The sequence below is a fragment of the Citrobacter sp. Cf088 genome, assembly GCF_030334295.1.
Lineage (GTDB): Bacteria > Pseudomonadota > Gammaproteobacteria > Enterobacterales > Enterobacteriaceae > Citrobacter > Citrobacter freundii.
The window spans coordinates 1-13,585 of record NZ_JAOWEE010000052.1 but is presented as its reverse complement, the minus strand read 5'-3'; the positions used below and the strand labels follow the sequence as shown (position 1 = coordinate 13,585).

Genomic DNA, 13,585 nt, shown 5'->3' with positions numbered 1-13,585 from the left:
ATTGTTCTATGATTTTTTTAAAGTAACCATAGATGTAACATCGGTCTTTGGGCTTCCGGCTTCGAATGTCCAGTTTCCCATTTCCTTGGTAAGTTTTTGCTTGGTTTCAGCATCAACTACTCCATCAGGGATTCTGATATTCAAAACTTTGCCTTTATCATCAATATCATACTCTACTTTGAATTTATTATTTTCGTTCACCAGCGTTTTAGCCTCTGTTTTGCTTACGGTTTCACTTGCATGAGTACTAAAAGCTAAACCTGCAGACAAAGTAGCAATGATGGCCACACCAAAAACCTTGTTATTCATAGTGTTATCCCCTTCCAAATAAATAATAATAAGTGGAAATAATTATCATTTCCACTGTCTATTTTTACAGCAATGGCCGAGTGTGGCACTACTGAAAAACATGAATCTTTATTAATTAGGAAGCTATGCTAAATATATCGTTTTCAAGTCATGTACCGTTACATGTATTAGCTCTCACCTGAGCAGGTACTCTTACGTTACAGAGCAAAACCTAAACTGACAGTCCACTCCGTGCCAGAAGCGGGCGCTACTAACCCACAACAAGGTTGCAAACCGATTTTTACCTCACTGTAAATCGTGCACAGGAACCGTTTTGTCCGAGCTTCGTCTAATGTACTGAGTTAAGCAAAACTTTTCTGGCGAGCAAGTGATTCGCAAACGGTCGCCAAGTAAAATGCATATGGGTAGTCAAGTCACATGCAATTTCGCAGAAAATGCCTAGTGAGCGGCATCCTAACCGGGTAATTACACTTCCTGCTAGGCATTACGGAGTTGGGTGAAAAACAGCCTCATTTTGTCGCTCTCCGTTGAATGGTGCGCTCGCCTGTGATCATTGGGACAAAGTACTACAAGATTAGCCAGTGTATCGAGACCATCTTCGCTCAAAGGCTGAATATGATGCACCTCAGCAAAGAGAGTCCCTTTGCTCGTCAAAAATCCCGGCTCGCCGCAATACTCACAAATTCCACGGCTTCTTTTTAATGCCTGCAGTCGCAACCCACTGCTCCTGCGGGCTGCTTCTGATTTCTCTATACTGCTGTCATCACGAAAATCACCATGCTGATCTTCGTATTGAGCGACTTCACCTCGGGTAAGGAATAATACACCTGTCAGATCGTCGTAGGCAGCAGACCACTGTTCGGTATCCAGAATGCGCTTGCTCGTATTGCGTACCTTCAGCAGCACGCGGACCGGCAACCTCCGGCGAATAATCTCCTTATAAATGTCATCGGTTTCCTTTCCTTTCCTGTCCTGACCCCGAGCTTGGTAGCTGGTCGTGTATGTATCTTCCGAGCTGGTCGATATCTGGATGTTATCGGTCCACACATTAACCACTGCGATATCACCCTCAAGCCAAGCCCAGCGTTGGTTGTGGTTGGGTGAGTTAGCATGTGGCCAGTCATCTAATGACATACCGGCCAGTTTCAGCAAGTCGTAAATCCGTAAATTTCTTTTCGGAACAGGCAAACCCATCATTGATTCCATTTTTATAGTTGGTTAATAGATTACTCCAACAATTTTTATTTTTATGGTCAGAATCGCAAGGCTTTTCTTCTCTATTCTTTAGAAAATCTCCTAATATCAGAGCGGCATGACGCTTGAAGGGTAATCATGTCGCTTCAGGCGATGGCACTGATGTCCATTTTTACCATTCCAGGGGCGTGAGGATCGTCCAGTGCCAACTTCAGCTCCTCGCTAGCTGCGGACCTTCGACTCATGTAACTTGTCCGCTTCGTGCCAAAAGCGGAAGAACTAAAGGTAGCATCCATTAATAACTAGGGAGAAGGTCAGCCGATTTTCAGTTTCGGCTTGTAAACTAATTCGTATTGTGAGTTCAATTGATGGTGATACCAATATTAATTGGTCTAGTTATACGAGATACATACAGTAACTTTGTGGCAAGTACAGCCTGGGAATTTGCTAATCAGTAGGGTGTAGGTCAAGACTACAGATAGTGTATTAGTACAATTTTTTGTGGGCATCCAGAAGTTTTGATTTCAACATTGTGGAATGTTTATGAGAAATATAAGATACTAGGCAGAGGCATTTGAATGGTAACCTATATTGATAACTCAAGACCATTATTTAACTGTAACGCTGAAGAGCCTTATAAAATAAATATTACCTTAAGGAATAAATCACATAATGAAAGCAAAAAAAACAAATAAATATATTAAAAAAGATGATTACTTCCACAATGGGAAGCCAATTCATCGGAGATCCTATTGTGCCTTTTTGGATGTTCTTGGATTTTCAGCGAGAACAAGTGCCAGTTATACAAATGGCACCGAAGATATTTTACTAGCTGAATTTCACCAAATCCTCACCGAAAGTCTTTCCTTGCTTGAGGAAGATACCGAGGAGTCAATGCTTTACTTTAAATCATTTACAGACAATGTGGTTCTTGCGCATCCTGATTTTAGCAGTGAAATGGAATCAGAATTTGGACTCATTCTCTATCCGATCCGAGAATATCAGTTCAAAATGGCGCTTAAAGGGTTCTTTATTCGTGGTGGACTTGCCGTAGGACAACTGTTCATGGATAAAAATAGTGTCTATGGTGCTGCATTGCTGGAGTCATATCGCCTAGAAAGTAATGTGGCTGTTAACCCTATTGTAGTGTTGTGCGATAACACCATGAAGATGGTAGACGAACATCTCAAATACTATGCTAAAGGTGCAGCTCCACAACTGAGAGATGTGTTGAAAGGACCAGATGGTCGTTATTTTATAAATTATCTCATGGAGTGTATTATTGATGGTGAGTATGAGCAACATCTAGATACGAATTCTTTAATCCTTCACAAGCAGCAGATTGAGAAAGCATTAAAAGATTATGCTTCTATTCCAACCGTTTTTTCTAAATTTGCCTGGCTCGCCTCATATCATAATTATTTTTGTGACATGATTTCCGCACATCCAGAATATGACAATGCCATGAAGATACCTTCAAAACTTTCTAAGTTTCAATTTCAAACTATTTAATGATACCCCCGAGAAATAGTGAAAAAACATCAAGTGGTGGATTGTCGTTTGGTATGAAACTATATATGTTGATGCGGTTATATCAGCCAATTATTCAATAGAAAATTAATTTATTAGTATGGGCGTCTATCTTAAAAGCACGCCCTCAATCATAAAGAGGCATAGTAGATGGATCTACTCCGCATGGTTCGACACACGGCAATGCTTGAAATATTCGTTGGAGATTGGATTGCGAACTTCCGCTCCTCGCTCACGGCGGACATTGTGACCTTGCTTTCTGTCCGCTCCGTGTCAGAAGCGGACAAGCTAACAACAAAAAAGACTAATTAACAACTATCTAACCACAACAAATCTAGCTGAGATAGGTCTGCCAATCTTCATATTTAGCATTTATTATTTTTGTATTAATCCCTAAGTATTTATATGCAGGGATTAACTTCTTCAACAATTTTTGGTCTCGACTTACGAAGTAATCGCAATAAACTCCATATATTGAATGGGTGTTATCGTGCAGGCTGGACATAGAAACCTCACTTGAGGCATAACCTAATTCAATCATAGTAAGTATTACAGCATCAACAACTGCTTCAGATATGTCAAAACCTTCAGATGAAAATTTAGTTTTATTCCTGTTGTTTAATATTTTCTGTGCCTTGTTAAAAAAATACGCACTCTGCATATAACGTATTTCGTGTGCTTTTTCATCGATGATTTTCTTCACCTGAGCAGTGCAAGGCTGTATCTTTATATTGGATTTAATGAGCTGATTGATTGCTGCGCGATGTATTAGTTTCGATGTTAAATTTTGCAAAAGCAAAGCTTTAGCAGATGGGTCTTTTTCTAAAACGTTAATGATATTTGCATGACCTAATTTGCTTTTAAGATCTTGTTCAACTTCATCAGCCTTATCAACAGAGTATTGCTGAGATGACTCTGCTACTTCATTGGATTCATAATTATCGTACACTCTTTTAAAGCATGCCGTAGGATGTTCTAAGACAACGTAAGGGCCTTCTCTCCCACAAAAAGAATGCATTATTTTAAAATCATTAGGGTAAGGAACTATCTCTCGATTGCGAGTAATTTTTGATAATATGCTAATGCGTAGATCTTTCTCTTCAGTAGTGATATGATTTGAAATATTGGGGCTGCAATAAGAGTTGCATATTTCTTCGCAATGAGCAGGGGAGTAAATTATCTCAACTCTATCTCTGTCTATTTTTTTTAGGACACTCTCCAATGAAGTATCAAACCTTTCGAACCGTATGTCGAACCATATATTCTGATCAAGATAAATTCTTTTCATGCGGCAATCCCTTTTAAATAAAAACCACAGTGGTTAAGTGGCTGTTGTATTAAACACTATACAGAAAAATTGTGAACTTAAAATACATCTGTTTACACTTTCCATCCTTATGAAGAGGCCTACTCATAGGTGGATTTTACCCGATATTCCCAGACGTCTTTTCTCTCTTACCGGAGCGTGGCCACTCAATAATGACATTATATTGCCCTGATAGACTGCGCAACTCAGTCCGCTCCTCGCTCGCAGCGGACCTTCAACTCAGGTCGCTTGTTCGCTTAGTGCTGTGAGTTCAACTGATGGACGCAACATTCTTATTGAACCGTTCTGGCATGCAAACTGTCTGGAAGAATCTGAGCTTGTTCACGTTGCGATGAGCCAAGTTAATTCATGCCTCTGGAACGCTCTACGCAACGGTTTCGTTTTTCTGCAATTCTCAATACATCTTTTGAATTTTTGACCTGTGCCAGAATATCAATATACACAGTCGCAGCACGCCTCCATAGCCCCTTATCCTCGAGGCTTTTTGCTAATTTCTCTAACTGTATGGTTTCCGGGGGACTCTCTTCCTCTAACATAAAAGGCAATATAATTTTAGGTACCCTGACCCCTAGTTTAACTCTGTATCCAGGATCCCGGTCCTCATGGCTTTTAACTACAATGCCCTCTTTGGTGAGCAGACGTAGTAACTTCCCAGCATTGCTGGTAGTCAACTCTAGGGCTTCACAAATATCTCGTAGTGTGCATCCAGGCATATGATTGATTGCAGCAATCACCATCTCTTTTTGAGTAACACGATAATTGGTCATTGGTCAGAACTCGTTTTAGTTGATTGAACCAGTCGCCTTGCGGCGTTCCAGTAGCTCATGCGCAGTTTTTAAATCCAGAGCCACCATCAATCTGAGGCACGCAATCGGCACATATGCCGCACTTTTTGTTATTAGATATGCGAAACTCCAGCACCTCATCAATAACCTTCACAGCATCAGCCATTGCGTAGCCAAGATGACCGCCATCGCTTTGTGCTGCTGCCTGTCTGAGTATTTCGCGTATCTGGTTCAGGCGATTGAAAGATAAAGGACCATGTGCCGGGTGGTTGTTTACCTCTGGTTCCGAGCAAATAGCCGCCATCGCCAGTTTCATAACCTTCAGCGCCATGGCAGCATCCTCGTTCAAAGCTCCGGGAACTACGTCGCGCTCATGTTCAAGTTCAAGTTCAAGTTCAAGTTCAAGTTCAGCAATAGTCTGTTGCAGCCAAGATTTGGTATCCCGGTCTTTCTGAGAGATCTCTATAGTCATTGGTTAATACTCGTTTTAGTTAATTAAACCTGCCGCTTTGCGGCGTTTGTATTCTTCCATCAGTATTTGCGCTGGCGTTGGTCCCGCCGGATGGTGCGGCGCCGCCAGTTGACGTCGAATTGGTGGCACACTTAGTCCGTTACCAACATGCTTCGACCACTTCGTAAGTAACTTTTCCGCCAGTCGTTTCAGTTCCCCCTCTGTCATTTGTCGTTCAACGCCCGTTCTGCGCATTTCGATGCAGATGTGATACAGCACGGGCTGAGGCCATGGATATTTATCGCTTCCTGAATACCGATATGACTCATTGCGCCAGCGCCGGTATTCAGTCATAACCTGCTCCGATGTCAGTCCGAATGGATTCGCTCCACTCACTGAAACCAGAGAAACAAACTCAGCCAGGTCAGGCGGCCATGTATTTCCCATCGCACAGCGCTCCATGCACTGCTGACAGACCAGCCGAATTTGGGGTTCAGTCATCGAACCTATCTGGGCTATCCAGATAGGCGAAGGCTCCGCCCCGTTCTTCTGGGTCCATCGGTTCGAATACACCTCCCCCATGACCTGCCACAGACGCCAGGCCGTTTCCGTCGCCATCAAGTCCATTCCTGCGGCGCCACTCTGCGTGTGCTGACTGAATTTGCTGAACTGCCCGGGATGCTGTTGATTCTGATCCTGCTCCCACATGACTGTTACCTCCGGTTTCTGGTTTTACCTGCGTTCTCACCCGGGCTACATGTCGGGCAAATTTTTGTTCCCACTGGATTTGTGTAAAAACTTTCCCTTCCGACTCCCAATACGCGGTGAATTCTGCGAGTTCAGTCAGAAGGTAATCTGGTTCAGGCAGGGAGATACCCCACGATGCGGCGCGCTGTCGGAAGTCTCTGGAGGGAAGCCAGCTATCAGTCATGCTGAATTTCCTGATCGGTTCATCAACACCGTCCAGGTATCGGGGCATGGCCGGGGATGGCAGTTCATCCCCATTCGGATTTTTCATCGCGCCCGCGTTAAGAGAGGGGTTTAAGATCTGTTTACTGCTAACTGCTTTCTGGATACCTGATGGCAAAGGTTTAGCCAAAGACTTAGCCTTATCCTTAGGCAAGGCGAAAGCCTTATCAAAAGCCATCCCCATAGCTTCAGAAACCCCGTAGCAGGCGGCTTTGAGTGCTTCATATGCTTTATCTTTAAGTGAACATTCAGGCAGTAATTCAAACGATCTTGCCCAGGATTTGATCACGTTCACTGATGCTGGCGGGTTATGTTTCACCGCATTAGGCATCCAAAAAACTCTGGCTTTAAGGTCGGCTTCCACCATACCTAACGCTATGGCTTCGCCTAAGGCTAAGTCGAAGGCTTCGACATCCCAGTTTAATTCTTCTGCCATAGCCGCCCTTCCCGCTTTATACAGCCCAGGAATAATCCCCGTGAATGGGCCTGTAAGCAGGTAAATAAACAGACTCTGCCCACTTGGCGGAAGTGGTGATAAGGCTCGAAACTTCGGATCATCCCACATGGTGATCTTCACCTTACGGTAAGGCTCGTTATTAGCCTTACTCTTAGGCATGGCCTTAGCCAAAGGATTAGGCATGCTTCACCCCGCGAGTTGCAGTAATAATGGTCATTGGTCAAAACTCGATTAAAACAATTGCGGCGCTACGGCGCTTATGCTCGCCAGTAGTGGTCCCGCCGCGTCAGCAGGTAACATGTTGAACAATGCGATTGCCGCCTCACGAATCTCCTTCTCGAGCTTTTGTAACGGAGCGCCGATTAATTTCGCCTGGTGTGCCTCACTGGACTCTTTGATAGCGTTCGCCACCAGCTCCGCTTCTGTGCTCGCATTACTTAACCCGTGCTTCCTGGCAATCTGAACTGGCATAGCGGCAATGATTGAGCCTGACAACTGCATTACGTAAGTCGTGTACTTTTCTGAACCGCCCTCGTTTTTCAGATATCGGAATAAATTCTGCTTACTAACAGAAATTCCGCGGCCATCTGCTTTGACCCACTCTTCAGCCACCAGCTGAGCAATCCGTTCCTGTGCCTGTCCCGGTAATGTCGATTCCCATTCACGAACGGCGGCCAATATGGCACGGTGCTGAATGCCGTCACGGCGCTGGGGTTTAAAATGATTTTCCGTTTTCAACGGAATAGCTAAACGTTGGCTATGATGTTGATACGTGGCTGATTGCATGATTAAGCCTCCTTTTGAGGTAAACCATCAGTGGGGTTTGGATAAAGATCCGGTCGTAATTCGTGTGGCGTAATTTGCCAATTGAGAGCTTTGGATACGCGAACAACAAGCTCGCCGGGTACCTTTTTCTTGAACCATCCATTAACTGTTTGAGCTCGCCGATTTAGGCGGCGCCCCAGTTCTGCCTGACTGCATATGGCTAACATTTTCTTTTGTGTTGTGAGCTTCATTGATATGTCTCGAGAAGTGAACGTGACGCGAGTAAATCAAATTATTTCGATATCGTCAAATTATATCGATAGCTTGAGCTACAGATAAAATCTGTATAATTGGATGTATGTTTTTGAGCGGGCTAGGAATATGAACTTCGGAAAGCGATTACAAAAAGCCATCTATGATCTTGGAATCTCTCAATCGGAACTTGCACGCAGACTGGGAGTAAAAGCCCAGTCAGTAAATGGTTGGTGTAACTCTAATATACTTCCAAGAGCTGACATCCTTGATAGGCTACAGTCCGCTACAGGCTATCCACTCTATTGGTTTTTTCTTGAAGAAACTGAAGCTGACACTATTCCTGCCATAACATCAGAAAAAAAACGTCAACCTCAGTCGGCTCAAGAACAAAAGCTACTGGAGCAATTTGAGCTTTTGCCCACTGACGATGAGAGAGAAAAGATAATTAAGTTGATTGAACTGCGTCTGCAAGAGCTAGATGATGTAGCTACTGCTTACCTAAAAAAACGAAAGATAATCCCCAGTAACGAGTAACCTCTCCACTCCTGCACCCTTCATAAAGCACGCGAAATCAATCCGATAAACTAATCGGTGAGCTGTTCACACTCATTGATATCGATTTAATTTGACATATATCGATTCAATCGATAATACTATTCCCAACACAAAGACAGTCATCTAGGCCGGACGCCCACGAAGTAGCTGCCGGCGGCATACGAATCACCGGATGAGATGACAAGTATTAACACGCAGCAGGTTCAACGTTCCGCCAGCCTGGCGACAAGGGCAACGCAAGAGGATAAATCCATGATCGATTTCGCACGTAAACCAGTGCGGTGTCAGGCCGTACATCTAAACCGTATTGAAGTAATCATTCGACTGATTTGCTACACGCTTGCCCAGAAGGGCGACCCGTCTGCCGACCAACAGACTGCAGTTCGTTCATAACGAGTTTGACCAATGGCTGTTGCCAGCATCAGTAAGGAAGTGACTATGGAGTTTGGAATGAAACGCGTGGTGGCATCTGTTCAGGTGGTTGCCATCCTCAACAGGATTTACAACGGCAGTCCGGTTTCCATCGCATCAATCAGCAAGGAATCAAAGCTGTCTGTGTCTTACCTCGAGCAGATTTTCTCGAAGCTGCGCAGCAGTGAAATCGTCACCAGCCAGCGTGGCGCTGGTGGCGGATACCACCTTAGCAAAGCAAACCCCAGCGTGGCTGACGTCGTTCGCGCCGTTACTCACACGCCTGATTCATTTGAGCCTGTGCTGAATGCTCTGGAGTGGGTCCCCGTCGCGCATCTGATGCAGGGAAAATCCCCTACCCCATAAAGCACAAAACCCGCGCAAGGCGGGTTAAGTACCCGGTCAGCCGACCAAAGCTTTCCGGAACGAGTTTTGACCAATAACCACTACCTTAGGCGGCGATCATCAGCTGCCGGGTATCTTACAATCCAATGGAGCCCGAACGCAATGTTAACGTATGCGTATCTTATTAAAGCCAAAGCGAAAGCAACTGAGGCAAAAAACCTGTTTTGCTGGTTCTCTGCGAAATCAGATTCCCGTGCAGAACGCGAAATCCTCAATATTCTCGAAGACAGCGATATTGCCGTCGGTCGTGGCGCCGACTATCAATTACCTGTCCGCACCAACTGGTTTGTTGTTGACGATCTTCCTGAGGAAAGCACACTTGATGACACATGGTGCGATCGTTACGAACTGGCAGAAGACCAGCAAACGTGGCAACTGAAACAGAAGCCTGATAATGAAAATCAGGAGGCTTCCAGCCAGCAAAAACCTGAAACCTCCAGTGCCAATGTACCCACCAGCGATGCGCCAGCATTGCTCCGCCCCATATCTCGCCTGCGCCTGTCTCAGCGGCTGATTGCGCACCTGTTAAATGACGGTGAAGAGAAGGAAATCAGTGAAGCGCGGCACGTCGAGATCGGACAGATGGAACTGGACGATAATGATCTCTATATACAAAACCTGTTACTGGCCGTTGCAAATGTGCCAGCGGCGAAAGAGCTTTCTGCTCATGTCGAGTGGAACCTGGCAAACGCCATAAAAGAAGTCTTCGACCGTGAGCAGGTTTATACCGTCGCTTCATTTGCGGAATTTATTACCGAATGGATTACGGAACCGAAAATGCGGACTCAAACCGTGCAGGAGTGGATTAACGATAAGAAAGCACGAATTGTGGGTGATAAGCCCACCGTTCCACCTGTAACGCCAGAACTCATTACTGTTGCGACTCTGCCGCTACGCCAGCGCCTCTTAGCTCAGTTTATTTCTGAAGAATATGCTTACCATATTGATACTGAGCAGAAAAAAACCATTCAGGAACTCGAGCTGGACGTTGATAACAACTACGTACAGAACCTGCTGCTTGCTGCTGAAAATGTGGAGTTTTTCAAGAATGCTGCTGAGATTGACATATCCCGGGTTGTAGCCGCTCTGAAAACCGTCTTCCCGGTTGAAGGGAAACGGACTGAACTGTCTCTTATTATGCGGTTCATCAGGATCTGGTTCAACACTGAACACATTGACCGCGGGCTGCTGGTTAAAGAGTGGTGTAAGGGCAATCGTGTGTCACAGATTCAGCGCTCTGATGCCGGAACCAACGCTGGTGGTGGCAATAAGACCGATCGTAACCCGGAACTTGTCCACACGCTGGAAACTCTGGATGTTGAAATTGCGCTGGCCACCTTGCCAATGGATTTCAACATCTACGATATCCCGGGTGGGGTCTACCGTCGCGCTAAAGAGATTGTCAGCAAGAAAGAAAGTCCGTTCAGCGAATGGTCTGAGGCGCTGCGCAAAACCGCTGGCATCCTAGACTATTCACGCGCCGCCATCTTTGCACTCATCCGCGGCACGTCATCCGAGTTAGTTAACTTTCCCGGACGGTTGCGGGCACATATCAATGCCAATCTAACCGAAAATGACCACTCAAATCCCTCAGAAGAAACGCTGGCGGCAGCCGGTCACGTGCCAGAAAAAAGCTGGGAAAACGAGATTAACGAGAAAGTCACAGCTGAACAGAACGCAGTAGTCGAACAACCAGAAATCGCCAACATGGGCAACGGCGTGTTTTCCATCGATGGCCTAATGGGGAACCAGTCGGAACCAGCGCTTTCTGTCGTTGATCAGGTACGCCAGCGCGCCGTCGAAGAAAAATTACATCAAGGCACTACAGAGGAAACCACCAGCGATGTGCAGATGGAAGAAACTGACAACAACGAAATCAAAGCTAATCCTGAAGTGTCTCAGAGCGAAGCAGCAGTTTTGCCAGTTAAAAGCGCTGATGCAACTGGTGACGCGTCAGCTTCCCTGAATAATGAACCCGTTCACCATATTGATACGGATCCCCTGAACGCTTTTTATACTCACCTGATGGTTGATATGGAAACTATGGGCAACAGTCCTGATGCCCCAATAGTCTCTATCGGCGCTGTATTTTTCGATCCTTCAACTGGTAACACTGGAGCCGAGTTTTACCAGGTTGTCAGCCTGGAGTCATCGATGTCGTTTGGGATGAAACCGGATGCGTCGACAATTCAGTGGTGGTTGAAACAATCATCTGAAGCCCGCTCTGCCATTCTTGTTGATGAAGCCATGGGGCTGCTTGAGACCCTCGAACTCTTGGCTGACTTTATTGCTGAAAATGCTGCTAACGGAAGCCATACAGTTCAGTTATGGGGTAATGGATGTTCGTTTGATAACGTCATTCTTCGCCGCGCATACGCGTTAACAGATACCCCCTTCGCTGTTCCGTTCTGGAATGACAGAGACGTAAGGACCATGGTCGAATTGGGTAAATCAGTCGGTATCAATCCACGCTACGACATCCCGTTTGAAGGTGACATGCACAATGCGCTTTCTGATGCCCGGCATCAGGTCAAATACGTATCAGCAATCTGGCAACGCCTGACCGCAAACTGATTCTTAAAATTCACTTTAATGCCCCAGTTATGGGGCATTATCAGGAGTATTACATGTCTCGATTAATAACTCTTGAGGAATGGGCAAAAGAGGAATTTGGAGAACAAGCACCAAGTGAACGCATATTGAAAAAATATGCAAAGGGCAAAATGATGGTACCTCCAGCAATTAAGGTTGGTCGCTGCTGGATGGTTGACCGTAATGCCCGATTTGTAGGGATGCTTGTAGAACCGAAAATTCCGACTTCGGCCAGCCCAAGATTACAACGGATAATTGCTGATGGCTGCTAGACCACGCACTCATAAAATCTCAATACCCAACCTGTATTGCAAGCTCGATAAGCGTACTGGGAAAGTGTATTGGCAATACAAGCACCCTGTTTCAGGGCGCTTTCACAGCCTCGGAACTGACGAGGTGGAAGCAAAGCAGGTCGCTACAGAAGCAAATACCATTATTGCTGAACAACGTACGCGGCAGATACTGAGCGTGAATGACCGATTAGCCCGCATGAAAGGGAAAAGAACTGATATCACCGTTACAGAGTGGATTGATAAATACATAGCAATTCAGGACGAGAGACTGAAGAATAATGAGCTTCGCCCAAACTCATATCTGCAGAAGAATAAGCCCCTTAGATTATTCAGGGAGCATTGCGGAATGCAACACCTCAAAGATATTTCGACGCTGGACATTGCGGAGATAACTGATGCGATAAAGGCTGAAGGGCATAACAGAATGGCTCAGGTCGTTCGTATGGTGTTGATCGATGTTTTCAAAGAAGCTCAACATTCAGGTCACGTTCCACCGGGATATAACCCAGCAATAGCCAGCAAGCAACCAAGATATAAAGTTACCAGGCAGAGACTATCATTTGATGAATGGACCAAAATCTACGAGGCAGCCGAGAATCAGCAGCCTTATTTACAATGTGGGATGTTACTGGCATTAGTCACCGGCCAGAGATTGGGAGATATTTGCAAAATGAAATTCTCCGACATCTGGGATGATATGTTGCATATAGAGCAAGAAAAGACAGGATCCCGGCTGGCATTACCACTGAGTCTAAAATGTGAAATTCTTGGATTAACTTTACGCGAGGTAATCTCAAAATGTCGTGATGCCGTAGTAAGCAAATATCTTGTTCACTACCGACATACTACCTCACAAGCAACCAGAGGTGATGGCGTTTCATCAAATAGCCTGACTACAACATTGGTGATGCTGCCAACTTACTGATTTAGTGTATGATGGTGTTTTTGAGGTGCTCCAGTGGCTTCTGTTTCTATCAGCTGTCCCTCCTGTTCAGCTACTGACGGGGTGGTGCGTAACGGCAAAAGCACTGCCGGACATCAGCGCTATCTCTGCTCTCACTGCCGTAAAACATGGCAACTGCAGTTCACTTACACCGCTTCTCAACCCGGTACGCACCAGAAAATCATTGATATGGCCATGAATGGCGTTGGATGCCGGGCAACCGCCCGCATTATGGGCGTTGGCCTCAACACGATTTTCCGCCATTTAAAAAACTCAGGCCGCAGTCGGTAACCTCGCGCATACAGCCGGGCAGTGACGTCATCGTCTGCGCGGAAATGGACGAA

General features: G+C 45.5%; 15 protein-coding genes and 2 pseudogenes. 8 read left to right on the top strand and 9 right to left on the bottom strand.

Annotated elements, in window-relative coordinates; all coding sequences use genetic code 11:
- Positions 1–6 precede the first annotated feature (6 nt).
- Positions 7–309 (bottom strand): hypothetical protein, encoded by a 303-nt coding sequence (locus tag OGV71_RS11150; protein ID WP_094761947.1) that lies wholly within the window; start codon positions 307–309, stop codon positions 7–9.
- A 477-nt stretch (positions 310–786) separates the two neighbouring features.
- Entirely contained in the window at positions 787–1,506 is a 720-nt protein-coding gene (locus OGV71_RS11145; RefSeq protein WP_176442208.1) for an HNH endonuclease, read from the bottom strand.
- Positions 1,507–2,175: 669 nt separating this feature from the next.
- On the opposite strand from OGV71_RS11145, the gene OGV71_RS11140 reads away from it, so the two are divergent.
- Entirely contained in the window at positions 2,176–3,015 is an 840-nt protein-coding gene (locus OGV71_RS11140) for a hypothetical protein (protein ID WP_048214448.1), read from the top strand.
- Between the two features lie 352 nt (positions 3,016–3,367).
- Here OGV71_RS11140 and OGV71_RS11135 read toward each other — a convergent pair whose 3' ends face one another.
- The 7 genes from OGV71_RS11135 to OGV71_RS11105 form a co-directional block, all read right to left on the bottom strand.
- A complete protein-coding gene (locus tag OGV71_RS11135) occupies positions 3,368–4,321 on the bottom strand; it encodes a hypothetical protein (RefSeq protein WP_286533187.1) in 954 nt (317 codons plus the stop codon).
- Positions 4,322–4,701: 380 nt separating this feature from the next.
- A complete protein-coding gene (locus OGV71_RS11130) occupies positions 4,702–5,127 on the bottom strand; it encodes a PerC family transcriptional regulator (RefSeq protein WP_286533185.1) in 426 nt (141 codons plus the stop codon).
- Positions 5,128–5,182: 55 nt separating this feature from the next.
- Complete coding sequence (locus tag OGV71_RS11125) at positions 5,183–5,617, bottom strand: hypothetical protein (RefSeq protein ID WP_286533183.1); 435 nt, start codon at positions 5,615–5,617, stop codon at positions 5,183–5,185.
- A 15-nt stretch (positions 5,618–5,632) separates the two neighbouring features.
- The gene (locus OGV71_RS11120) at positions 5,633–6,178 is read right to left on the bottom strand and encodes a replication protein P (protein ID WP_123260993.1); all 546 of its coding nucleotides are present in this window, start codon (positions 6,176–6,178) and stop codon (positions 5,633–5,635) included.
- Positions 6,090–7,205 (bottom strand): DnaT-like ssDNA-binding domain-containing protein, encoded by a 1,116-nt coding sequence (locus OGV71_RS11115; RefSeq protein WP_286533181.1) that lies wholly within the window; start codon positions 7,203–7,205, stop codon positions 6,090–6,092. Before OGV71_RS11115 ends, OGV71_RS11120 begins: the two co-directional genes overlap by 89 nt.
- A gap of 48 nt (positions 7,206–7,253) precedes the next feature.
- Complete coding sequence (locus OGV71_RS11110; protein WP_286533179.1) at positions 7,254–7,808, bottom strand: toxin YdaT family protein; 555 nt, start codon at positions 7,806–7,808, stop codon at positions 7,254–7,256.
- A gap of 2 nt (positions 7,809–7,810) precedes the next feature.
- Positions 7,811–8,038: a transcriptional regulator gene (locus OGV71_RS11105; RefSeq protein ID WP_047357952.1), complete on the bottom strand. Its 228-nt coding sequence runs from the start codon at positions 8,036–8,038 to the stop codon at positions 7,811–7,813.
- Positions 8,039–8,168: 130 nt separating this feature from the next.
- Between OGV71_RS11105 and OGV71_RS11100 the strand changes: the two genes are divergently transcribed.
- The 7 genes and pseudogenes from OGV71_RS11100 to OGV71_RS11070 form a co-directional block, all read left to right on the top strand.
- Positions 8,169–8,576, top strand: coding sequence for a helix-turn-helix domain-containing protein (locus OGV71_RS11100; RefSeq protein ID WP_286533177.1), 408 nt, complete (start codon positions 8,169–8,171; stop codon positions 8,574–8,576).
- Positions 8,577–8,774: 198 nt separating this feature from the next.
- Positions 8,775–8,990, top strand: coding sequence for a hypothetical protein (locus OGV71_RS11095; protein ID WP_032943037.1), 216 nt, complete (start codon positions 8,775–8,777; stop codon positions 8,988–8,990).
- Positions 8,991–9,035: 45 nt separating this feature from the next.
- Entirely contained in the window at positions 9,036–9,374 is a 339-nt protein-coding gene (locus tag OGV71_RS11090; RefSeq protein ID WP_229235735.1) for an RrF2 family transcriptional regulator, read from the top strand.
- A gap of 141 nt (positions 9,375–9,515) precedes the next feature.
- Entirely contained in the window at positions 9,516–11,987 is a 2,472-nt protein-coding gene (locus tag OGV71_RS11085; RefSeq protein ID WP_286533175.1) for a 3'-5' exonuclease, read from the top strand.
- Between the two features lie 53 nt (positions 11,988–12,040).
- Positions 12,041–12,277, top strand: a complete 237-nt coding sequence (locus OGV71_RS11080; RefSeq protein WP_202580591.1) for an excisionase — start codon at positions 12,041–12,043, stop codon at positions 12,275–12,277.
- Positions 12,267–13,196: pseudogene (locus OGV71_RS11075) on the top strand (phage integrase Arm DNA-binding domain-containing protein); the annotation flags it as partial. The gene OGV71_RS11080 and the pseudogene OGV71_RS11075, both read left to right, overlap by 11 nt.
- Positions 13,197–13,256: 60 nt before the next feature.
- Positions 13,257–13,585 (top strand): annotated as a pseudogene (locus OGV71_RS11070) (IS1-like element IS1B family transposase); the annotation flags it as partial.